18 protein-coding genes are annotated in these 21,719 nt (G+C 68.9%); 9 read left to right on the top strand and 9 right to left on the bottom strand.

Annotated elements, in window-relative coordinates:
• The first annotated feature begins 94 nt into the window (after positions 1-94).
• Both eno and JOE57_RS04940 read left to right on the top strand, forming a co-directional pair.
• A complete protein-coding gene (gene eno, locus JOE57_RS04945) occupies positions 95-1,396 on the top strand; it encodes a phosphopyruvate hydratase (protein WP_204916670.1) in 1,302 nt (433 codons plus the stop codon).
• A complete protein-coding gene (locus JOE57_RS04940; protein WP_204916669.1) occupies positions 1,396-2,040 on the top strand; it encodes an FtsB family cell division protein in 645 nt (214 codons plus the stop codon). Before eno ends, JOE57_RS04940 begins: the two co-directional genes overlap by 1 nt.
• A gap of 174 nt (positions 2,041-2,214) precedes the next feature.
• Here JOE57_RS04940 and JOE57_RS04935 read toward each other — a convergent pair whose 3' ends face one another.
• From JOE57_RS04935 to JOE57_RS04895, 9 genes are all read right to left on the bottom strand, one after another.
• Positions 2,215-4,227, bottom strand: a complete 2,013-nt coding sequence (locus tag JOE57_RS04935) for a hypothetical protein (RefSeq protein WP_204916668.1) — start codon at positions 4,225-4,227, stop codon at positions 2,215-2,217.
• Between the two features lie 111 nt (positions 4,228-4,338).
• Positions 4,339-5,499 (bottom strand): uroporphyrinogen-III synthase, encoded by a 1,161-nt coding sequence (locus JOE57_RS04930; RefSeq protein WP_239578845.1) that lies wholly within the window; start codon positions 5,497-5,499, stop codon positions 4,339-4,341.
• A complete protein-coding gene (locus JOE57_RS04925; protein ID WP_204916667.1) occupies positions 5,496-6,014 on the bottom strand; it encodes a precorrin-2 dehydrogenase/sirohydrochlorin ferrochelatase family protein in 519 nt (172 codons plus the stop codon). Before JOE57_RS04925 ends, JOE57_RS04930 begins: the two co-directional genes overlap by 4 nt.
• Positions 6,011-6,415, bottom strand: a complete 405-nt coding sequence (gene nirD, locus JOE57_RS04920; RefSeq protein WP_204916666.1) for a nitrite reductase small subunit NirD — start codon at positions 6,413-6,415, stop codon at positions 6,011-6,013. Before nirD ends, JOE57_RS04925 begins: the two co-directional genes overlap by 4 nt.
• Positions 6,412-9,015, bottom strand: a complete 2,604-nt coding sequence (gene nirB, locus JOE57_RS04915; RefSeq protein ID WP_204916665.1) for a nitrite reductase large subunit NirB — start codon at positions 9,013-9,015, stop codon at positions 6,412-6,414. The genes nirD and nirB overlap by 4 nt, the downstream gene beginning before the upstream one ends.
• Before the next feature lie 10 nt (positions 9,016-9,025).
• Positions 9,026-10,597 carry an FAD-dependent oxidoreductase gene (locus JOE57_RS04910; RefSeq protein ID WP_204916664.1) on the bottom strand — a complete coding sequence of 524 codons (1,572 nt, stop codon included), beginning with the start codon at positions 10,595-10,597 and terminating at the stop codon, positions 9,026-9,028.
• A complete protein-coding gene (locus tag JOE57_RS04905) occupies positions 10,594-12,831 on the bottom strand; it encodes a molybdopterin oxidoreductase family protein (protein ID WP_275588300.1) in 2,238 nt (745 codons plus the stop codon). The genes JOE57_RS04910 and JOE57_RS04905 overlap by 4 nt, the downstream gene beginning before the upstream one ends.
• A gap of 8 nt (positions 12,832-12,839) precedes the next feature.
• On the bottom strand, positions 12,840-14,207 hold the full coding sequence (locus tag JOE57_RS04900) for an MFS transporter (protein ID WP_239578844.1): 1,368 nt from the start codon (positions 14,205-14,207) through the stop codon (positions 12,840-12,842).
• Positions 14,208-14,775: 568 nt separating this feature from the next.
• The gene (locus tag JOE57_RS04895) at positions 14,776-15,711 is read right to left on the bottom strand and encodes a ribokinase (RefSeq protein WP_204916663.1); all 936 of its coding nucleotides are present in this window, start codon (positions 15,709-15,711) and stop codon (positions 14,776-14,778) included.
• 94 nt (positions 15,712-15,805) lie between these two features.
• On the opposite strand from JOE57_RS04895, the gene JOE57_RS04890 reads away from it, so the two are divergent.
• From JOE57_RS04890 to JOE57_RS04860, 7 genes are all read left to right on the top strand, one after another.
• On the top strand, positions 15,806-16,312 hold the full coding sequence (locus tag JOE57_RS04890) for a DUF501 domain-containing protein (RefSeq protein ID WP_204920220.1): 507 nt from the start codon (positions 15,806-15,808) through the stop codon (positions 16,310-16,312).
• Entirely contained in the window at positions 16,309-17,235 is a 927-nt protein-coding gene (locus JOE57_RS04885) for a Ppx/GppA phosphatase family protein (RefSeq protein WP_204916662.1), read from the top strand. The genes JOE57_RS04890 and JOE57_RS04885 overlap by 4 nt, the downstream gene beginning before the upstream one ends.
• A 12-nt stretch (positions 17,236-17,247) precedes the next feature.
• Complete coding sequence (locus JOE57_RS04880) at positions 17,248-17,763, top strand: ACT domain-containing protein (RefSeq protein WP_204916661.1); 516 nt, start codon at positions 17,248-17,250, stop codon at positions 17,761-17,763.
• A complete protein-coding gene (gene def / locus JOE57_RS04875) occupies positions 17,760-18,308 on the top strand; it encodes a peptide deformylase (protein WP_204916660.1) in 549 nt (182 codons plus the stop codon). The genes JOE57_RS04880 and def overlap by 4 nt, the downstream gene beginning before the upstream one ends.
• A gap of 39 nt (positions 18,309-18,347) precedes the next feature.
• Entirely contained in the window at positions 18,348-19,979 is a 1,632-nt protein-coding gene (locus JOE57_RS04870) for a metallophosphoesterase family protein (protein ID WP_204916659.1), read from the top strand.
• Positions 19,980-20,452: 473 nt separating this feature from the next.
• Complete coding sequence (locus tag JOE57_RS04865; protein ID WP_204916658.1) at positions 20,453-20,830, top strand: hypothetical protein; 378 nt, start codon at positions 20,453-20,455, stop codon at positions 20,828-20,830.
• A complete protein-coding gene (locus JOE57_RS04860; RefSeq protein ID WP_204916657.1) occupies positions 20,824-21,657 on the top strand; it encodes a PKD domain-containing protein in 834 nt (277 codons plus the stop codon). The genes JOE57_RS04865 and JOE57_RS04860 overlap by 7 nt, the downstream gene beginning before the upstream one ends.
• Positions 21,658-21,719 lie beyond the last annotated feature (62 nt).

The raw sequence follows: 21,719 nt of genomic DNA, 5'->3' as shown, positions 1-21,719 counted from the left end.
CGCCCTCGTCCGCCGTTAGTCTGGAGGGGCAAACCTACGATTTCCCTGCGCCGCAGCGCGTCCGCGCCGTGGCCAGCTCCCGAAAGGCAGTTCAGTGGCCAGTATTGAGTTCGTCGGCGCGCGCGAGATCCTGGATTCTCGCGGCAATCCCACGGTCGAGGTCGAGGTAATCCTGGATGACGGATCCGAGGGCCGTGCTGCGGTCCCGTCCGGTGCCTCGACCGGAGCCTTCGAGGCCGTCGAGCTGCGTGATGGCGGCAAGCGCTACGGCGGCAAGGGTGTCAGCAAGGCCGTCCTCGGCGTGATCGACCAGCTCGGCCCCGAGCTGGTGGGCTACGACGCCAGCGAGCAGCGGCTGGTCGACCAGGCCATGCTGGATCTGGACGCCACCGACAACAAGGCCAAACTGGGCGCCAACGCCATTCTCGGCGTCTCGCTGGCGGTCGCGCACGCCGCGGCCCAGTCGGCTGAGCTGCCGTTGTACCGCTACATCGGTGGCCCCAATGCCCACACCCTGCCGGTGCCGATGATGAACATTCTCAACGGCGGTGCCCACGCCGACAGCGATGTCGACGTCCAGGAGTTCATGATCGCGCCGATCGGTGCGTCGACCTACCGGGACGCCCTCGAGCAGGGCGTCAGCGTCTACCACGCACTCAAGTCGGTGCTCAAGAAGCAGGGCCTGTCCACCGGTCTGGGTGATGAGGGCGGTTTCGCGCCGAGCCTGCCGCGGAACGTGGCTGCGCTGGAGCTGATCGCGACCGCCATCGAGAGCGCCGGACTGAAGCTCGGCACCGACATCGGGCTCGCCCTGGATGTGGCCAGCACCGAGTTCTTCGATGCGAAGGCCGGCACCTACGGCTTCGAGGGCAAGCAACTCTCCGCGGACGAGATGATCGCCATCTACGAGGAGTGGCTGGCCGCCTTCCCGATCGTGTCGATCGAGGACCCGCTGGCGGAGGACGACTGGGCCGGCTGGAGCGGCCTGGTCAGCAAGGTCGGCGCCGACGTCCAGGTGGTCGGCGACGACCTGTTCGTCACCAACGTCGAGCGGCTGCGGCGCGGCATCGACGAGAAGGCAGCCAACGCCCTGCTGGTGAAGGTGAACCAGATCGGCTCGCTGACTGAGACCCTGGACGCCGTCGACCTGGCTCACCGGGCCGGCTTCGCCTGCATGATGAGCCACCGGTCCGGTGAGACCGAGGACACCACCATCGCCGACCTGGCGGTGGCGACGAACTGCGGTCAGATCAAGACCGGCGCCCCGGCACGGTCGGACCGGGTCGCCAAGTACAACCAGTTGCTGCGGATCGAGGAGGACCTCGATGACGCCGCCCGCTACGCCGGCGCCTCGGCCTTCCCGCGGTTCGCTGCGAAGGGCAAGGCAAGCAGGTAATGCCGAGCGGTCCAAGGCCGACCTCCCGCCCCGGTGCCGGACCGGGGCGGGGCAAGCCGCGCGCCCGCAGCATCCCCCGCAAGGCGGCCGCCCACCGGCCGGGTCACGGCAACCAGTCGGGACCGGACAGCCCGGAGGGTTCCTCTCCGGCGGAGCAGCAGACCGCGGCCAGGATGCGTCGGCGTTCCAGCATCACCACCCGGGCGATCGCCCTCGTCGTGGTGCTGCTGATCTTGACCATCTCGTACGCCTCGAGCCTGCGGATCTATTTCGCCCAGCGCCAGGACATCGCCGCCACGAAGCAGCAGATCGCGAAGAGCCAACAGCGGATCGCCGACCTGCAGACGGAGGTCGAGCGCTGGAACGATCCGGCCTACGTCAAGTCGCAGGCACGCGAACGGCTCGGTTGGGTGGTCCCCGGTGAGGTGGGCTACAAGGTGGTGGGGCCGGACGGCAAGCCGATCAACGGCGGTGTCGAACTCGGTGCCGACGATCAGAAGCCGGCCGGAGACCAGAAGCGACAGGCCTGGTGGGCCGACCTCTACGGCTCCCTGAAGACCGCCGATGACCCGGCCCCGAAGCCGAAGAAGCCCAGCGACGAGCCGACCATCACCGCCGACTCCACCCCCTCGCCCGGTCGCTGACGCTCCGACATCCCCCCGCGCCCACGCTTGGCGCTCTGCGGGTGCGAGCGGCCCTTCGACAAGCTCAGGGCACGTGCCCGACAAGCTCAGGGCACGTGCCCGACAAGCTCAGGGCACGTGCCCGACAAGCTCAGGCCACGTTCCGCGCTCTGAGCTTGTCGAAGAGCGGTCGAGTCACGCCTTGTGGAAGGCGATCTCGTCCCGCACGGCGTCTGGGACGTGGTCACCGTCGGTGAGCATCAGGGTCGCGCTGAGCTTGGCGATATAGCTGCAGCGGGGCAGGTCTGATGCTGTCTTCGGTGCGGTGATCTCGGCGACTCCGAAGGTGTTGTCCGGCGTCGAGGAGGCGTCGTTCACCATCGTCAGCGTCAGGCCGCCGGGGCCCTGCAGGTCCAGGCTGACCACACCCAGGTTCGGATGCGAGGCGGTGTAGCGGACGTGCAGCTGGTCGGTGATGTCGGCGCATCCGGCGCCGAGCTCATCGATGTCCAGGCTGACCACGGCCAGCTGACCGTTGACCCGGCTCGGCAACCACTTGCCGCCCTTGCTCACCAGGTTCCACCGGTCGTTCGAGACCGCGACGGTGTCCGCCGTTCCCACAATCAGGCCGTCCGTGGTGTCGCCCACCTTGCGCCAGCGCATCCGGAGGCCGATGGTGTGGTCCGCACCCAGCTCGCTGCTCGGCACCGCCTCACCCGCGTCGACACTGGACGCGTCATGGGGTGTGGCCGCCACCACGGTGGTGGTGTCGAACATGATGTAGTTGCCGTTGGACGAGAAGTAGCCCTCGGCACCCCAGTAGTTGTTCGCTGTCGGCACCTCGATCCAGCCGCCCGGCTTGACCACGACCGGGATCTCGTTGGGGGCACCGGTGCTGTTCACCACGTACATCTGCGGAGTCAGCAGGCCGGCGCGGGTCCAGGAGCCGATGGCGGTCGGCGCGATCTGGCCACCCAGTACGGGCGTCCAGCCGGCACCGGTGTTGACCTCGAAGCGATACTCGGGCCCTCCGCCGTTGTACTGCTTCTGCAGTTCCGACCCGTTCAGCCGCACCGTGGCGAAGAAGGCCCGCTGCCCATCCAGGCCCGTGGGCAGGGTCAGCCCGCTGCCACCGGCCGCGGAGTCCACCTCGGCCGGGAAGTCGTACTCTCCCAGCCGGTAGAACAGCGGCAGCGGAGGACGCGGTGGGCAGATGAGGAAGCAGTTGCGGTGGCACCGCAGCCGATAGAACCAGAAGCACACGTAGTGGCACCACAGCCGAAGATCGTGCCGACGGACGGCCTCCAGGAACTTGTCGTCTTCGAAGGCGAAGACGGGCGCCAACAACTCGTCCACCTGCTGTCGGTCAGCGGCGAGTGAGGCCACCACCTCGGCCCACTGCCGGATCGGGCCGGGATCGCCGGGCCGCGGGATCCGACCGACGTCGATCGGACCGAGTGCGCGGCACACCCGGACGCAGCGAAGGTAGGGGATCAGCACGCAGAACCACCAGCACACCAACCGGCAGAACCGGAAGACGTCCTTGGCCTCCAGCAGCCGGTGGATCACCTCGAAGTTGCCGCTCATGTAGGCGTTGACCGCGGACTCAAGTCCGTTGTCATCCTCAGCGACCGCGGCAGTGGCCCTGGCCACGTCGCGGATGACGGCGACGAGGTCGCGCGGCTTCTCCTTCTCGCCGCGGGGCTGCAACCGCAGACAGAACAACTCGCAGCGGACGGTCAAGATCAACACGCAGATGAACCGGCAGTAGCGACCGAGGCCGAACCGGTCGAGCAGCTTGTTGAACACGTCGCCGTCGGCGGAGTCGACAGCGTCGATCAACTTCTCCAGCACCCCGTCCACCTCGGCAAGCTTGGCGAACCCAAGGGTCGCCTGGCGCGCCTCCTCGAGGGACATCTCCTCGAGATCATGGTCACGACACACCCAGAAGCAGCGGCGTTGGACGTGCCAGCTGCAGACCCAGCGGCAGATCAACGCCAACTGATCAAGGACGCCGTTGCGTTCCAGCGCTGCCGCGAAGGCCCGGGTGTCACCTGTGTGCATGGCCTCCTCGAGTTCGGGCAGGGCAGATCCGTCAGCCAGCAGGCGTTTCAGCGTCTGGCCGGTCAGCATGACCTCGGCAGCCTCGTCGAGGTTGGGGGGTTCACCCCCGGGCGTGCTGGCATCCAGCGGTCGGAAGATGGGCATTTCAGTTCTCCAGTCCGGCGTGACTCCACTGTCCCGCCTCTTGCTGGTTGGAGATCGCCGGGCCGGGGCCTGATACCGATGTCGATCACGCTGCCTGATCCGGGGTGATGCTCAGTCAGTCCTGAGCTGCAGCCGGTACCCCCGCCGGACGACGGTCTTGATCAAGCTGCGCTGCCCGGTGGCTTCGCGCAGCCGGGCAATTGCCACCTCGGCAGTGTGCGGGTCCTTCGAGTCGCCGGGCAGTGCCTTCAGTACGGCACTCCGGGGAACGACCTCGCCCGGAGTTGCCATCAGCAGTCGCAATACCGCGACACCGCTGGGGGAGACCGGCAGGATGCGACCGTCCAGCACCGCCATCTGGCGGCGCACCTGGAGCTTGCCGGCCACCGTGTCCAGAGCCAGCGTCTGGGCCTGTTCGTAGTGATCGACAAGGGTGCGTACGAGCGCGCCCAGCCTGCCGCGTTCAGGAACCACCGGTGTCACGCCACGGCGCCCCAACGGGCCGGCCGTGACGGGGCCGACCGCGGCGGCGATGGTGCCACTGCTGAACTGGTTGAGCACTCCCTCCAGACAGCCGGCCTGCTCCGCTGCAGCCAGCCAGGCCTCCGCTCCGGGGGCGGAGGTGAACACCACAGCGTCCAGCTCACCGGCGGCAACCTGGCGGACCGAGAGCTGCAATGCCTCCGGATCAGGTGGTGGGCCCCACCGGTAGACGATCAGGCTCTCGACCTCGGCGCCGGCCGACTCGAACACCTCGTCCAGCCCGTCGGCGCCGGCGCCGTGATGCTGCACCGCGATCCGGAGCCCCGCCACACCCTCGCTCAGCAGCACGTCGGCGATCTCGGCCGACAGCTCCGACTCTGCCACCCAGTCAGCCTGCAGACCGGCCGCCTGGATGGCGCCTCTCGCCTTGGGCCCGCGGGCGACGATCCGTGCCGACCCCAGCACCTCGAGCAGCTGGTCGGCCAGGCCGGCCGCGTCGGCCGCCTCAATCCAGCCGCGGAACCCGATGCCGGTGGTCACCACGACCACGTCCGGCGGATCGTCGATCAGTGCCCGGGTGCCTGACAACAGTGGCTCGTCGTCGGCGTTCGGCATCATGCTGATCGCCGGCGCGTGCCGTACCGAGGCGCCGCGCCGGGTCAGTGCTGCGGCCAGCTCCGCCGAGCGGCGGTCTGCGGTGATCAGCACGACACATCCCGCCATCACCTGGTTTCCCGCTGTCGACATGCGCCGGGGGTGCGTCTGCGCGGCCTGGACGCCGCCGGTCATGACGCCAGTCGCTCCCTGCCGGCGGCGCGGCCGTCGAGCCGCCGGTGACGGCGTTGATCGAGTCGCCCCGAGCGGAGCAGGACGATCAGCTGGTCCCGCACCGCCCTCACCCGGCGTGGGTCCGGAGAGCCGACCGAGACGACGCCGACCAGCAGGTCGTCCCCGTGTGCGGTGGCCGGTGTCCGGGCACTGCCCTGCTCGACGTTGCCAGCGTTGACGCACCACACCCGCTGGTCGCTGGCCCAATCGGCAACGGCGGCGTTCACCTCGGCTGAGTCGGTGGCCGCCTGCACCAGCCAGACGCCGTCCAGATCCTCGGGGCGGACCGGACGCGGGCGCCAGTCCACCTTCGCCGACGCGGCCAAGCCGCCAAGTCCTGCGTCGAGCTCCGGTGCCACCACCGTGACCCGGGCGCCGTCGTCCAGCGCTGCCCGAGCCCGACGGTCAGCGACCGGTCCGCCGCCGACGATAAGCACGCTGCGGCCGGACAGCTCGATACCCAACAGGGTGGTCATGCAGCGCTCTCGACGGTCAGCAGCATCGACCCAGTCCCCACCAGGACGTCGCCGTCACTGACCCGCACCGGCCAGGTCTGCAGGTGCACCGGCTCCTTGCCCATCGGGTCCAGGCAGAAGCCGTTGCGCAGGTCGAACACCTGCTTGTACATCGGCGAGGCGACGGTCGGGGCATCTCCACGGCTGCCGACGATGCCGCGGGACATGACGTACGCGCCGCTGTACGGGTCGAGCTGTTGGACGGCGTACACCTCACCGTCCAGCAGCCGGAACAGGGCGACCTGCTGGCCGTTGAGCAGTGCGACGGACCCACGCTCTGCCCCCAGGTCGTCGAGCCGACAGACCCGCTGCCAGGTCGGCTCGTCCTGGCCGCTGGGGGAGACGAAATCGAGCAGCGTCATTGACGTACCTCCAAAGTAGTTCCGGCGATCAGCACAGCGCTCTGCTGGCGTTCGGTCTGGGTGGCGGGGCGGGCCTGCCCGCGCTCGTTGACGTAGGCCAACGACGGGTCGGCCTCCTCGGGGGCGTTGACGAAGGAGGAGAACCAGCGCAGCTTCTCCGGGTCGTCCAGCGCATCGGCCCACTCGTCGGAGTAGTGCTCCACGTGGGCAGCCATCGCCTGGTCGAGATCGGCACAGATGCCGAGTGAGTCCTCGAGCACCACGCTGCGGACCCCGTCGAGGCCGCCCTCGACCTCCTCGATCCATGGCGCGGTGCGCTGCAGCCGGTCCGCGGTGCGGACGTAGTACATCAGGAACCGGTCGATGGTGCGGACCAGCGTTTCGGTGTCGAGGTCCTCGGCCAGCAACCGGGCATGACGCGGGGTGAAACCGCCGTTGCCGCCCACGTACAGGTTCCAGCCGTTGTCGGTCGCGATCACGCCCACGTCCTTGCTGCGGGCCTCGGCGCATTCGCGGGCACAGCCGGAGACGCCCAGCTTGATCTTGTGCGGCGACCGCAGACCGCGGTAGCGCAGTTCGAGGGCGATCGCCAACCCGACCGAGTCCTGCACACCGTAGCGGCACCAGGTGGAGCCGACACACGACTTCACCGTGCGCAGCGCCTTGCCATAGGCGTGGCCGGACTCGAAGCCGGCCTCGACCAGCCGGCGCCAGATGTGCGGCAACTGCTCGATCCTTGCACCGAAGAGGTCGATCCGCTGACCACCGGTGATCTTGGTGTAGAGCCCGAAGTCCTTGGCCACCTGCCCGATGACCAGCAGGCCCTCGGGGGTGATCTCACCACCGGGAATCCGGGGGACCACCGAATAGCTGCCGTCCTTCTGCAGGTTGGCCATCACGTGGTCGTTGGTGTCCTGCAGGGCCGCCTGCTCACCGGCCAGGATGTGACCGCTGCCGAGCGACGCCAGGATGGAGGCCACCACCGGCTTGCAGATGTCGCAGCCGCGACCCTGGCCGTGCCGGGTGACGATCTCGGAGAACGAACGCAGTCCGGTCACCTGGACGGCGTCGAACAGCTGCGCCCGGGACAGCTCGAAGTGCTCACAGAGCGCGTTGCTGACCGTCACCCCCGACTTCTGCAGCTCATCGGTGACCAGCCGCTTGACCAGCGGCAGACAGGAGCCACAGCTCGTGCCGGCCCTGGTGCAGGCCTTCACGCCGGCCAGATCCGCGCAGTCGCCCTCGGCGACGGCACACCGGATCGCTCCGGCCGAGACGTTGTTGCAGGAGCAGACGCCGGCATCGTCGGGGAGGTCGCCGCCCGGCGCCGGCGCCGACCCCTCCGGCAGCAGGTAGGCGCTCGGGTCGCCATTGAGCTCACGGCCGACGATCGGGCGCAGCGAGGCGTACGCGCTGGCGTCACCCACCAGAACCCCACCTAGCAGGGTCCGTGCGTCGTCCGACAGCACCAGCTTCTTGTAGACGCCCGCGACCGGGTCGGCGAACACCACCTCGAGGGCACCGGGGGTGGTGGCGAAGGCGTCGCCGAAGCTCGCCACGTCGACACCCAGCAGCTTCAGCTTGGTGGACAGATCGGCCCCCGGGAAGGTGGCCTGGCCACCCAGCAGTCGGTCGGCCACGACCTCGGCCATCGTGTAGCCGGGGGCGACCAGTCCGAGACAACGCCCCTCGATGCAGGCGACCTCGCCGATGGCGGAGACGTGCTCGTCGAGGCTGCGGCAGGCCTCGTCGACGACGACACCGCCGCGCGGCCCGAGCGGCAGACCCGCTTCGCCGGCCAGCTCGTCCCGCGGCCGTACGCCAGTGGCGAAGATGACCACATCCACGTCCAGCTGGTCGCCGTCGGCGAACTCCATCCGCGACACCGGTCCTGACCCGTCGGCGACCAGTCGAGCGGTCGCGGTCTCGGTCCGGACGGCGATGCCGAGGGAGGTGATCAGCCGGTTGAGCGCCTGACCGCCGCCCTCGTCGACCTGCAGCGCCATCAGCCGCGGCGCGAACTCGATCACTGTGCTGTCGGCGCCCAGCGCCTGCAGGGCTCCGGCGGCCTCCAGACCGAGCAGTCCGCCGCCGACCACGGCGCCGCGTACCGGTCGGTCCAGCCGGTCGTTCAGCTCCTGCACCCAGTCGCGCAGCGCGGCCACGTCCTCGACGGTGCGGTAGACGAAGACGCCCGGCAGGTCGGCGCCGTCCACCGGTGGCACGAACGCGTACGACCCGGTGGCCAGCACGAGGTGGTCGTAGCTCTCGACCGTCCCGTCGGCCAGCGTCACGGTCTGGGACTGCCGGTCGATGGCGGTGGCGGCAACTTCGCTGGCCAGCCGGACGTACGGGTCGTCCCACAGGGTGACGTCGCCGAGGGCCAGGTCCGCCGGTGTCCGGCCGGAGAAGAAGCTGGTCAGCGCGACCCGGTCGTAGGGCAACGCCGCCTCCTCAGAGGCGACGGTGATGCGCCAGACGTTGCCGGTGTCCCGTGCGCGCAGGGCCTCGACCAGCCGTTGGGCGACCATGCCGCCACCCACGACGACGAGGTGCTTCCCGGTCGGATGGGATCCGGGGGAGTTCGGTGCGCTGCTCATGCCCATGACGCTAACCAGCCGTGATTTCCGCTGTGTGCAGGTGGTGTTTCCCGGGTGTAACACCCTGCTCACCCCGTTCGGAGCGTGGATGTGAGGGCGATTCGTCCGGCTGCGGGTCGACGCTGGCGAGCCAGTCGACGATGCCGCAGACCGCATTGGTGCAGGTGCCACAGCCGGTTGTCGCCCGGGTGGCACAGGCCACCTCCGAGACCGCGCGGGCGCCAGACCGCCAGGCCGAGACGATGTCCTTCTTGCGCACGCCGTTGCAGTTGCAGATGGTGGCCCGGTCGGGAATGTGGGTCGGTGAGGTCGCCGGGGTTGCGGCCGGCGCCAGTGAGCGGATCAGCAGCTGGGCCGGGTCGGCCGGAACGGGCGTACCGCGGGTGAAGGCCGAGACCAGGTCCGCACCGACGGCCGGCGAGCCCACGCAGGTGGCGCCGACCAGCAGGCCGCCCGCCACCACCACCTCCAGATGTCGGCCCTGGTCGGGATCGCTCAACCGAAGGGTGCGGTGGGTCGGGTCGTTCACTCGGCGCTCACCGCAGACACCCATCGCGACCACCTCCAGACCGTGAGCCTTGACCCGGACGACATCATTGCGCGGTGCCGCTGCCGAGGTCGCGTGGGCAGTCCGGGTCAGTCTGGCGGCCAGCTGACGGGCCTGGTCCCAGCCCTGGGCGATCAGCCCCGACGAACCTTCCGGCGGCTGGGCGCAGTCGCCGATGGCGAAGACGTTGTCGTCCGTCGGACTGGACAGCGCTTCACTCACGATCACCCCTCGGCCCACGGCGAGGCCGGCGTCGGCGGCCAGCCGGGTTTCCGGCTCGGTGCCACAGGCGAGCACCAGCAGCTCGGCCGGAACCTGCTCACCGCCGACCAGCCGGATCCCGGCCAGCCTCCCGTCCGAGACGAGCACCTCGTCGATCTTTGCCGACATGCGCTGCTGGATGCCCATCCCGGTGAGCGAGGCGGCCACCGTCTGCCCTGCCCCGGTGTCCAGCTGCCGGTCCATCGGTGTCGGATTGCCGTGGATGACCGTCACCTGCAGGCCGCGCCTGGCCAGTCCGCAGGCCACCTCGAGGCCGAGCACGCCGGCACCGAGGACGACGGCGATGCCGGCGTTGACGGTGGCCGCCACGATCTCGCGCGCATCGTCGAGGGTGCGGAGCGGGTGGATGCCGGCGGGCAGTCCAGGCAGGTCTCCGGCGGTCGGGTCGCCGGGCCGCTCCAGGCCAGGCAGGTCGGGAATCCGGGCCCGGGAGCCGGTGGCCAGCACCAGCCGGTCATAGGCGTGCCTGCTGCCGTCGGAGGCCACCACGAGCCGCGCCCGCCGGTCGATCCGGCGCGCTCCCACTCCACGCAGCACCCGGACCCGCTCATCGGCGGCGCCAGGCAGCACCAGCCCCGTGACCTCGACCCGGCCCGCCACTACGTCGCTCAGCAGCACCCGGTTGTACGGCTCGTAGCCCTCCGCGCCGAGCACGGTGATGTCGTACTGACGGTCGTGGTCCCGGCGGAGGAGGTCCTCGACGAAGCGGGAACCCACCATGCCGTGTCCGACGACGACGATTCGGGTGGTCATCTGTTCTCCTCATCCATCAGGACGCGAACGGGCACCGGAGAAAGCGAGTCTCCGCTTCGGCGCGGGGCGGGGTCGGCAGCCTGCTGTGACGGCCGGGAGGCGCAGATCGACACCGCACAGACCTTGAACTCGGGCATCCCCGAGATCGGGTCGGTTGCATCGGTCGTCACCAGGTTGGCGCTGCCGGCACCGCTCCAGTGAAACGGCATGAAGACGGTGTCGGTGCGGATGTTGCTCGTCAGCCGGGCCGCCGCCGTGACCTCACCCCGACTGCTGGTCAGCACCACCAGCTCTCCCTCGACGACGCCGATCCGGTCGGCCAGCGCCTGGTGCATTTCCACGTACGGGCCGGGGCAGGCCTTCGCCAGCTCGGGGACCCGCCGGGTCTGGGCCCCTGACTGGTAGTGCTGCAGCACGCGGCCGGTCACCAGGTAGATCGGCGCGTCGGGGCGGACATCGTCACTGGGCCCTCGATGGTCCACGGCGATCATTCGGGCCCGGCCGTCCGCGGTCGGGAAGGTGTCGGTGAACAGCCGCGCTGTGCCGGGATGCTGCGAGCCAGCGGGTCCGGTGGCCGGGCAGGGCCAGAAGAGGTCCGGCTCCAGGTCCAACCGGGCGTGGCTGAGACCGCTGTAGTCCGCGGGACCGCCGGCACTGGCACGAGCCAGCTCGTCGAATACCGCCGCCGGGCCGGTCTCGAGGTCGACCTCCGACTCCAGCCGTCGGGCCAGCTCGGCCAGGATGTCCAGCTCCGAGCGGACCCCGGGCGGCGGGTCGATGGCGCGTCGGCGCCGGATGACCCGGCCCTCCAGGGAGGTCATCGTGCCTTCCTCCTCGGCCCACTGGGTGACCGGCAGCACGACGTCGGCCAGCAGTGCGGTCTCCGACGGTACGAAGTCGCTGACCACCAGCAGGTCCAGCGCCGCCAGCCGGTCACGGAGCCGGCCGGCGTTGGGTGCGCTGACCAGCAGATTGCTGCCGTGCACCAACAGCACCTTCGGTCCTTCGGGGGTGCCGAGCCGGCGCAACAGCTCCACCGCCGGCAGCCCGACGCCCGGCAGCGTCTCGGGGTCCACTCCCCAGACGCCAGCCACCTGGGCGCGGGCTGCGGGGTCGTCAATCCTGCGGTAACCGGGAAGCTGGTCGGCCTTCTGGCCGTGCTCGCGGCCACCCTGTCCATTGCCCTGACCGGTGATCGCGCCGTAGCCACTGGCTGCCCGGCCGGGTAGCCCGAGGGCCAGCGCCAGGTTGATGGCCGCGGTGACCGTGTCGGTCCCCTGGGTGGACTGCTCAACGCCGCGACCGGACAGGATCATCGCACCCCGGCCGCCGTGTGCGGGGCTGGCGGCGGCCAGCCGGCGAGCCACCGTACGCAGCGTCTCGGCGTTGATCCCGCAGACCTGCTCGGCCCGCTCCGGCCACCAGGTGGAGACCGACCGGCGGACCTGCTCGACGCCCGAGGTCCGCTGGGCCAGGTAGCTTTCGTCGGCCAGCCGCTCGGCGAAGACCACGTGCAGCAGAGCCTGCAGTACCACCAGGTCGGTTCCCGGTGCGGGTTGGAGATGGATCCCAGCACCGTCGGCGGTCAGCCGAGCCGTGGCGCTGCGGCGCGGGTCAACGACGATGAGTCCGCCCTGCCCACGTACGCCGGCCAGATGCTGCACAGCCGGCGGCATCGTCTCGGCCAGGTTGCTGCCGAGCAGCAGGATCGCCTGGGCGCCGGCCAGGTCTGCCAGCGGGAACGGCAGCCCGCGGTCCACGCCGAGGGCGCGGTTGGCGGCGGCGGCCGCGCTGGCCATGCAGAACCTACCGTTGTAGTCGATGTTGGCCGTGCCGATCGCGGTTCTTGCGAACTTGCCGAGGGTGTAGGCCTTTTCGTTGGTCAGCCCGCCGCCGCCGAAGACGGCCACGGCATCCGGACCGTACGTCGCCTTGGTGGCGGTGATCCGCTCGGCGATCAGGGCGAGGGCCCGGTCCCAGCTGGCCGGGTGCAGCTCGTGGTCGCGGCCGCGGATCAGCGGCGTCGTCAGGCGGTCCGGCGCCCGCAGCACGGTGGCGCTGGTCCAGCCCTTCTGGCACAGACCACCCTTGTTGGTGGGGAAGTCGCGGCCTGATACCTCGGCCTGTGGCCCAGCCAGGGTCATGGCGCACTGCAGCGCGCAGTAGGGGCAGTGCGTGGCAATGGTGGGACCGGTGGGGTCCGCCACCGCCGGTGTGGCAGCAGTCGTGGTCAAGGCGGTCCTCAGATCGTGGCGGCCGCAATGGCCGAGCCGCGGCGCTGGTAGACGGTCCAGCAGGTGGCAGCCATCACCAGATAGACGCCGATGAAGATCCACAGGGCCGGCTGGAGCGAGCCGGACATCGCGTTGGAGACGGCGAACCCGCGCGGGATCCCGAAGCCGCCGAAGGCGCCGATGGCACCGGCGATCCCGATGCAGCCGGCCGCTGCCTTTCGGGCCAGTACGGACTGGCTCCGGTTGGCGGAGGTGGCCTGGAAGACGGCCGGGATCATCCGGTAGGTGGCGCCGTTGCCGACTCCGGTGGCGACGAACAGGATCAGGAACGACGACAGGAACAGCCCGAACGAGTGCGACCGGAGGGCCGAGATCGCCCCCAGCGCGCCGACAGCCATCACCAGGAAGGCGACGATGGTGACCCTGGCGCCGCCGACCCGGTCGGCCACGATGCCGCCCAACGGCCGCGCCAGCGACCCGACCAGGGCGCCGAGGAAGGCGACCGACACCGAGATCTCGGGGAACTGGTTCTTCAGCAGGGTGGGGAAGGCGCCGGAGTAGCCGATGAAGGAACCGAAGGTGCCGATGTAGAGGAAGGAGATGACCCAGGTGTGCGGGTTGTGGACGGCGGCAGCGAAGGCGCGGAAGTCCGCCTTGGCGTGGCTCAGGTTGTCCATGAACCGCCAGGCAAGGAAGGCCGCGAGCAGGATGAACGGGAGGAACACCAGCCCGGCCCGCTGCAGAGAGACGCCGGCGCCGATGGCGATGACGATCGGTACCGCGAACTGCACGGCCGCGGTGCCGACGTTGCCGCCGGCAGCGTTCAGACCAAGCGCCTTGCCCTTCTCCCGCTCGGGATAGAAGAACGAGATGTTGGCCATCGACGAGGCGAAGTTGCCACCGCCGACACCGGCGAGGGCGGCCACCACCAGCAGCACCGGGAACGGCGTCTCGGGCCTCGTCGTGACCAGGGCGAGGGCGCTGGTCGGGACCAGCAGCAGCAGCGCCGAGATGATGGTCCAGTTCCGGCCGCCGAACAGGGGTACCGCGAAGGTGTACGGCAGCCGCAGGGTCGCCCCGACCAGGCTGGGCACGGCGATCAGCCAGAACTGCTGGTCGAGGGTCAAGCTGAACCCGGCGGCAGCGAGCTGCGGCACCACGATGCTCCACAGAGCCCAGACCGCGAACCCGAGGAACTCGGCGAACACGGAGATGCTCAGGTTGCGGCGCGCCACCCGGTGCCCGCCATCCCGCCAGAAGGTGGGGTCCTCGGGATCCCAGTGGTCGATCCAACGACCGCGTCGGGTCGTCATCTGCTGCGTCGCGGTCGTGTCCCCGGTCGGGGCCTGCGTCATCGAGGTCGTCTCGGTAGCCATGCCGAGAACGCTAGGGACGCCGTGTTTCACCCAAGGTGCGTGGAGTTAACCGGCCGTAACAAGCCCCGCACAGCCCCCGCCCTCCACCTGTGAGCCCGCCAACGCCCCCGAACCCTGTACGCGCCCTGACCCTGTACGTGCCCTGAGCCTGTCGAAGGGCCCACGCGCCTTGAGCCTGTATGTGCCCTGAGCTTGTCGAAGGGCGGCTCTTCGACAAGCTCAGAGCGCGTAGTGCGCCATTGCCCCGTCCTTCGTGACGCGCCATTACCCCGTCCTTCATGACGCGCCATCGCCCGGTCGAAAACTCGGCAGAACGCGACTTCTGCCGGACAACGGCTCGAACCCGGTCGAAAACTCGACAGAACGCGACTTTTGCGGCCGGAAAGTGCCGATCCAGCCATAAATCTCGACAGGACGCGAGTTCTTGGCAGCGGGTCAGGGGCCAACCGTCCTCCGTTTCTCCCACACCTCGCCCAGAACCCATCTCGCTTGACGCCAAGAGAAGCAACGGCCCCCGCGCTCCACTCGATCGCTCAGAGCGCGAAGCCGCGAAGCGGACGTGCGCCAGTTACCTCAACTGGGCGAAGGTGGCGTACGAGGACTGGGCGCCGGGCGCTGTTGCGGCGAGGGCGCTGGCGCGACCGGCGAAGTGGGCGGCGTCCACCAGGGTGGCGCCGGCGGCCAGCCGGTGGGCGATCGCACCCATGAAGGCGTCCCCGCAGCCGGTGGTGTCGACGGCGGTGACCGGCACCGGCTCGATCGAGGTCACCAGGTTGTCCGGACCGGTGCCGTCCAGGACGACCGCGCCCTCGGCGCCGAGGGTCACGACGGCCCGGTGCACACCCCGTCGACCGAACCGCTGCAGCACCTCGGCCCAGTCGGGATCCTGCAGATCAGTGCCCAGCACCAACGCCGCCTCGGCCCGGTTGACCAGCAGTACGTCCGCCAGTTCCAGCAGCCGCGCCGGCACCTCACGGTAGGGGGACAGGTTGAGCAGCACCAGGGCGCCACGGTCGTGGGCGGCCTGGGCGAACGCCTGCACAGTGGCCAGGGGAACCTCCAGACTCAGGCACAGCACGGCCGCACCGTCGAGCGCCGCTGGGTCGACCATTGCTGGGACGAGGGCGCCGTTTGCGCCCGGCGAGACGATGATCGTGTTCTCACCACCGGAGGCGACGACGATCATCGCCGAGCCGGTCGCATGGTCGTCCAGCTGCCTGACGGCGGAGACGTCGACGCCGGCCTCGACAGCCGCCTGCAGCAGGAAGGCGCCGTTGCGGTCGTTCCCGACGGCGCCGGCCAGCCGGACCTGCGATCCCAACAGGCTGGCGGCCACCGCCTGGTTGGAACTCTTGCCGCCGGGGGTGGTGAACAGCTCCGACCCGGTAAGGGTCTCGCCAGGCTGCGGGAAGCGTTCGGTCCGAACCGTCAGGTCGATGTTGAGCGACCCGACGACAACGACGGCGCCGGGCCTGGCTGCGGCCGGATCGGCGGTGAGGTTCATTCCCGTCTCCTGGAGGTGGTCGCGGTGGGCGAGAGCCACACTATCGAGGGCCAGACCGCAGACCTGAGACACTGACCCGGTGACGTTCGAACCCATGAGCAGCGAGGATGAGGCCATCGTCGAGGCGCAGCTGCAGCGCCCACCCCGGGGCGTCGCCGGCGTCGCGTACCGCTGCCCGTGCGGCAAGCCCGCGGTGGTGGCCACCGAACCGCGGCTGGCCGACGGCACCCCGTTCCCCACCACCTACTACCTGACCTGTCCGCGAGCGACGGCGGCCTGCTCGACGCTGGAGTCACAGGGCGTGATGGCGGAGATGACCGACAGGCTGGAGACCGACGCCGAGCTGGCTGCGAAGTACGGGCGGGCCCACGAGGCCTATCTTCGCGACCGCGCCGCACTCGGGGAGGTGCCGGAGATCGCCGGAGTCAGCGCGGGCGGGATGCCGAGCCGGGTCAAGTGCCTGCACGTACTGGTGGCACATGCGCTCGCCGCCGGTGCCGGGGTGAATCCGCTCGGGGATGAGGCCCTGGCGATGATCGGGACGTTCTGGACCAGGCCGTGCCTCGGCGACGACCAGACCGAACGGCAGGAGCAGCGATGAACCGGGTGGCCGCCATCGACTGCGGGACGAACTCGATCCGACTGCTGGTGGCCGAGGCCGACGAGAACGGCAAGCTGGTCGAGCTGGACCGACGGCTGGAGATGGTCCGGCTCGGCCAGGGTGTGGATGCGGCCGGGGAGTTTCATCCGGATGCTCTCGGCAGGACCTTCGCCGCAGCTGACCACTACGCCCAGGCGGTCTCCGATCATCGGGTCGACCCCGACCGCGTCCGGTTCGTCGCCACCTCTGCTGCTCGCGACGCCCGCAACCGAGACGAGTTCTTCGCCGGGATCCAGCGTCGTCTCGGGGTGCTACCGGAGGTGATCAGCGGCGAGGAGGAGGCCAAACTCTCTTTCACGGGAGCCCTCAGCGGGCTCGCTCCTGAGGCCGAGCCCGTGCTGGTGATGGACATCGGAGGTGGCTCGACCGAACTGATCACCGGTACGGTCCGTGGCGAGATCGACGCGGCCCAGTCGCTGGACATCGGTTCGGTCCGGATCACGGAACGCTTCCTTCCCGGTGATCCGGCCTCGGCGGCCGATCGTGCCACCGCCACGGCGTACATCGACGGACTGCTGGACGAGGCCGTGGTCGAGCTGCACGGAGTGGCGACCTGGATCGGCGTGGCTGGCACCGCGACCACCCTGGCCGCGATGCACCTCGGATTGGCGGTCTATGAACGTGAGCGGGTCCACGGTGCCACGATCCCGACCCAGGCTGTGCTGGCGCTGGCCGAGCAGCTCAGCGGCATGACCGTCGAGCAGATCCGCGCCGTCCCCTCCATGCACCCGAAGCGCGCCGATGTCATCACCGCCGGTGCGCTGATCGCCGCTCGCATTGCCAGCCGGGTCGGCGCGGAGCAACTCGTCGTCAGCGAGTCCGACATCCTGGACGGCATTGCGCTCCAGCTCCTGTCGACCTGACAGAATGCGTCGGTGACCTACCTGGCAATCACCGTTCTGGGCCATGACCGTCCCGGGATCATCGCGCAGACGGCGGAGGCGTTGGCCGAGCTCGGGATGAACCTCGAGGACTCGTCGATGACCCTGCTCCGTGGGCACTTTGCGATGACCCTGATCTGTGCGGGCGACGCCGGAGCCGCCAAGATCGAGGCAGCGTTGACGCCGTTGCTGGACGGCAGCCTGTCGGTGAGTGTGCGTGAGGTGCCACAGGAGTCCGAGGTGGCGCCACTCGGCGAGTCCTACCTGCTGACCGTGCACGGTGCCGATCGGCTCGGCATCGTCGCGCGGCTGGCCGCGGTGGTGGCCGAGGCCGGCGGCAACATCACCGACCTGACCACCCGGCTCTCCGGCGATCTGTACGTACTGGTCGCCGAGGTCGACTTCCCTGCCGCGACCGAGATCGCCGCCGTACGGGACAGGATCGCTCGGGTCGCCGACGAACTGGGTGTCGAGGTCGGTCTGCGGCTGGTGGAGCGCGACGAGCTGTGACCTTCGTACTCGCGACACTGCCCGAGGGGCGGGTGCTTGACGTCGTCCGCGCGCCGGCGCACGTCCTGTCCCAGGCCGGGCCGGGTGTCGACCCGCAGGACCCCGAGATCGTTCAGCTATGCGCCGACCTGGTCGCCACGATGCGTGTCTCTCCGGGCTGTGTGGGACTCGCGGCTCCGCAGGTGGGGGTGAGCGCTCAGGCGTTCTGCGTCGACGTGTCGGAGCATCCCAAGGCTCGTACCACTCACGGCCTGATCGTGCTGGTGAATGCCCGCGTGGTCGAGTCCAGCCGCAACGAGAAGGGGCGGGAGGGGTGCATGTCGGTTCCCGACCTGACCGGGGATGTGAAGCGGGCCACCCGGATCACCGTCGAGGGACAGCTGCCTGCGAGCGGTGAAACCGCACGGATTGAGACCGACGCTTTCGAGGCCCGGGCCCTGCAGCACGAGATCGACCACTGTGCCGGGCTGCTCTTCCTCGACCGGGTGGCGGGTGCCCACGCGATCCACACCCGCAAGGTCTATCTGGCGGGGGAGTCGGGCTGATCAGGGCCCCGAAGTTGCGGCGGGTAATGTCACTGCATCATGAGAAGGTTTCTCCCGGCTGAGCAGGCACCCCTGCGCAAGCGGCTGGCCCGCAGCCTCGGGCTGGCGATCGTGGCGGCGCTGTTCGCGGCTCCGATGGCCATCGCCTGGGGAGTCGGAAACGCAGAGGTGACCGACTACCTCGGTCCGCACCAGACCATCTTCTCGGCCAACTACAGCGGCGAGATCAAGCTGAATCTCGGCCCCTTCGGCAACGCCTACCTGCGCGATAACTACGCGCCGATAGGCGTCGAGATCAAGGTCGGTGGGGTCGGCAAGTCGTCGGGTAACGGCGCAGGGTTCTTCAGCGAGCAGACGCTGGCGGCCTACAGCGGTCTGTTCACTGACCCGCAGGAGACCGTTCGAGGCGTCGCCGAGCGGTTGCTGGAGGACGCCGCGTTGGAGGCCATGAAGGCCGAGATGGTGTTGCTGACGGCCTTCGCTCTGTGGACCCATCGACGGCGCTTCCTACGGGAGCCGGTCGCCAGGCGCACCGGTCTGGGACGTACCACGGTGACCTATTTCGTGGTGGCCTCCGTCTGCATCGGCTCGATCCTGGCGCCGCCCGAACGCAGCCAGGACGTGCGGATCGAGGTGGCTGTCGCTGAAGGCACGCCGCTGGAGGGTGTGACGGTCGACAGCGTCCTGCTGTCGGACCTCCTCGACCGTGGCATCAAGGGGTTGACCTTGCTGGCCGAACGGCAGCAGAAGGCAATGAAGGCCTATATCGAAGGAGCCACGGACGAGTTCATCCGGCAGCAGCTGCAAGTGGTCCCGGCGGGTCCTGATGAGACCCAGATGTTGGGTTTCAGTGACCTGCACTGCAACATCGCCATGACCGAGATCATCCGGCGGTTGGCCGCGATCGTCGAGCCCTCGATGATCATCAGCTCCGGTGACGACACGGTGAACGGGACGGCAGCGGAGCGCGGCTGCGTTACCCGGGAGGCGACGATCGCCCGCAACATCCCCTTCGTGGTGGCGGGTGGCAACCATGACTCCGACATCACCGAAGCCCAGATGAAGCGAGCCGGTATGCGGGTCCTGAGTGGGGCTGTGATCGACGTCAACGGAGTGAAGGTGCTTGGTGATGACGATCCCGAGCTGAACAAGCCGTTCAGCATTGAGCGCACCATGCAGCGGCCCGAAACCGAGGAGCAGCTGGGCAAGCGGATGCTCACCCAGGCGACCGGCAAGGACGTCGACGTGTTGCTGATTCACCAGCCGTTGGCCTCGGTCGTGATCGCGACCGCGCCCAACCCACCAGCGAAGTTGATCATGTGGGGGCACTACCACGCACAGGATGGGCCGCATGTGATCGTGCACGATGACGGCTCCTGGACGGTGGCGATGCAGGATGGAACCGCCGGCGGGGTGAAACAACCGACCATCACCTCGTTCAGCACGCCGTTCAGCGCTCCCCGGACCTCCGCCGACGTCTACCTGTTCACCCGGCATGTCCCGACCGGCTTGATCACCGGCGTCCAGCCGATCCACTTCATGCCCAACGGTGACGTTGTCATCGACCCGCGGATCACCACCGGTGACGTGAGCGCTCTGCCTCCGGAGACCCGGATGAAGCTCGGAGACACAGCGCCCCCAGCCAGCCCCTCACCCCTCGCCCCCCGCTGACCCTTCCCGTTCCCTGAGTGCCGGGAGTACGTGCCCTGATGCTGGAGTACGTGACCTGAGCCTGTCGAAGGGTGCCCGGGCCTGGAGTACGTGCCCCGAGCCTGTCGAAGGGTGCCAGGGCCTGGAGTACGTGCCCTGAGCCTGTCGAAGGGCGCGCTCGCTCCGAGTTATCCACAGTTACCCCCGTAGGGGGTGGCGGACTGACCGTGAGTTTGGCAATACTGACCCGCGGGAGGCTGGTCATGGCGTTCGGACGGGGCGGATCGCAGGCAGCGCGCGGGAGTGTCAGGGTGCTCGCGGTCTCCGTCTTGCTGGTCGCCCTCCTAGCTGGCTGTACGCCAACCAGCGGCCAGGTTGATCCAACCCCCCAGTCGTCCTCCCCCTCACCCGCACGCAGTCCGTCACCCTCGCCGACGCCGACACCCACGCCGGATGAGAGACAGCAAGCCATCGAGGGTGCAAAAGCTGGTTACGTGGCCTACTGGAAGGCGTTGGACTCCATGTACCAGGCCGGGGGTGCGGACCGTCCCACCGCCGCTATGAAGGAGACCATGACGGGGGAAGCTCTCGCCTTGATGTCAAGGATCGCGAAAGACACGCAGGCTGAAAAGGTGCGTCAGTCGGGGACAACGAAGATCACGGCGACCACCGTTGTGGTGGTCAACATCTCCAATAGTCCCCGCGTTGTCTCTCTTGAGTCCTGCGTCGACCGCACTCAGGTGCGTGTACGACGTAACGGAAGCGTGATCACGACTACGCCCAAGTTCTTGTCCGAACAACCTGAGCTTCATTTCGTTGCAGGTCGTTGGAAGGTGGCCGCGATCACGAGTCAGGCGCCCAAGAAATGCTGAAGACGTTGGCTACGGTGCTGCTTGGGCTCGTACTTTGTCTTTGCGAGTGCACGTTGCTGCGACCTCAGATTGCCTTGGCAATATGCCCAGGCGGATATGTTCGGCCGACCGATGGAGTGGTGGTGTGCCCAATCATGAAGGGCGGCCATGAGGGCACCGAACGAGGCGGGGATTCGGAGCAAGGCGAAGCGGTCGGCTCCTATCAGCCCCCACCGCTGCCGTGCTCCCCACAACAGGACCTGAAGACTCCGAACTGCCTGTGGCGCGACGAGAACGGCAAATACTGGACCTACGTCGGCGGAGACATCGACTTCCAGGCCTATGACGGCAAGCCGCCCGCCAACGCCCCTCCGACGTTGAGCCCTGCTCAGGCGGCCCAGATCGCCGCTGCACGCCTGAAGATGCATCCGGTCGGCGTCGGCCTGGGTCCGGACCCTAGCCTGAACTCGTACGAGATGATCCCGGTCGGTTTCCCCATCTGGCTGTGGGCCGAGGGCGGGGACACCGCAACCAAGTCGAGCACCGCCTCGGTGGCCGGCATCACCGTGGCACTCACCGCGCATCTGACCGGGATCACCTGGGACATGGGCGACGGCCACCGCTTCACCTGTGGTGTCGGTACCCCCTATGTCCGGGGTGCACTGCCACCCGCGACACCGTCCCCGGACTGTGGTCACACCTACACCAAAATGGGCCACTACACGATCACCGCGACCACGCGGTGGGCGATCGACTGGCGGGCGGGCACCCAGTCCGGCACGATTCCGTTCGCCATGAGCCAGACCCGCGAGATCCCGATCGGTGAACTGCAGGTCCTGGTTCGCTGACGTTCCGCCGGCACTGCGGTACGTGGATTGAACCGTCTGCCCTGCCGCATCGATGCTGGCGT

It is taken from the genome of Microlunatus panaciterrae (assembly GCF_016907535.1).
GTDB lineage: Bacteria > Actinomycetota > Actinomycetes > Propionibacteriales > Propionibacteriaceae > Microlunatus > Microlunatus panaciterrae.
Note: the sequence above shows the minus strand (reverse complement) of the source record. Positions and strands in the feature narration are given on the sequence as shown.

Bases quoted from the DNA above. Each gene is read 5' to 3' on its own strand.
- JOE57_RS04940 (WP_204916669.1), top strand. From the start codon at position 1,396: ATGCCGAGCGGTCCAAGGCCGACCTCCCGCCCCGGTGCCGGACCGGGG.
- JOE57_RS04935 (WP_204916668.1), bottom strand. From the start codon at position 4,227: ATGCCCATCTTCCGACCGCTGGATGCCAGCACGCCCGGGGGTGAACCC.
- JOE57_RS04930 (WP_239578845.1), bottom strand. From the start codon at position 5,499: ATGACCGGCGGCGTCCAGGCCGCGCAGACGCACCCCCGGCGCATGTCG.
- JOE57_RS04925 (WP_204916667.1), bottom strand. From the start codon at position 6,014: ATGACCACCCTGTTGGGTATCGAGCTGTCCGGCCGCAGCGTGCTTATC.
- nirD (WP_204916666.1), bottom strand. From the start codon at position 6,415: ATGACGCTGCTCGATTTCGTCTCCCCCAGCGGCCAGGACGAGCCGACC.
- nirB (WP_204916665.1), bottom strand. From the start codon at position 9,015: ATGAGCAGCGCACCGAACTCCCCCGGATCCCATCCGACCGGGAAGCAC.
- JOE57_RS04910 (WP_204916664.1), bottom strand. From the start codon at position 10,597: ATGACCACCCGAATCGTCGTCGTCGGACACGGCATGGTGGGTTCCCGC.
- JOE57_RS04900 (WP_239578844.1), bottom strand. From the start codon at position 14,207: ATGGCTACCGAGACGACCTCGATGACGCAGGCCCCGACCGGGGACACG.
- JOE57_RS04895 (WP_204916663.1), bottom strand. From the start codon at position 15,711: ATGAACCTCACCGCCGATCCGGCCGCAGCCAGGCCCGGCGCCGTCGTT.
- JOE57_RS04890 (WP_204920220.1), top strand. From the start codon at position 15,806: ATGAGCAGCGAGGATGAGGCCATCGTCGAGGCGCAGCTGCAGCGCCCA.
- JOE57_RS04885 (WP_204916662.1), top strand. From the start codon at position 16,309: ATGAACCGGGTGGCCGCCATCGACTGCGGGACGAACTCGATCCGACTG.
- JOE57_RS04870 (WP_204916659.1), top strand. From the start codon at position 18,348: ATGAGAAGGTTTCTCCCGGCTGAGCAGGCACCCCTGCGCAAGCGGCTG.
- JOE57_RS04860 (WP_204916657.1), top strand. From the start codon at position 20,824: ATGCTGAAGACGTTGGCTACGGTGCTGCTTGGGCTCGTACTTTGTCTT.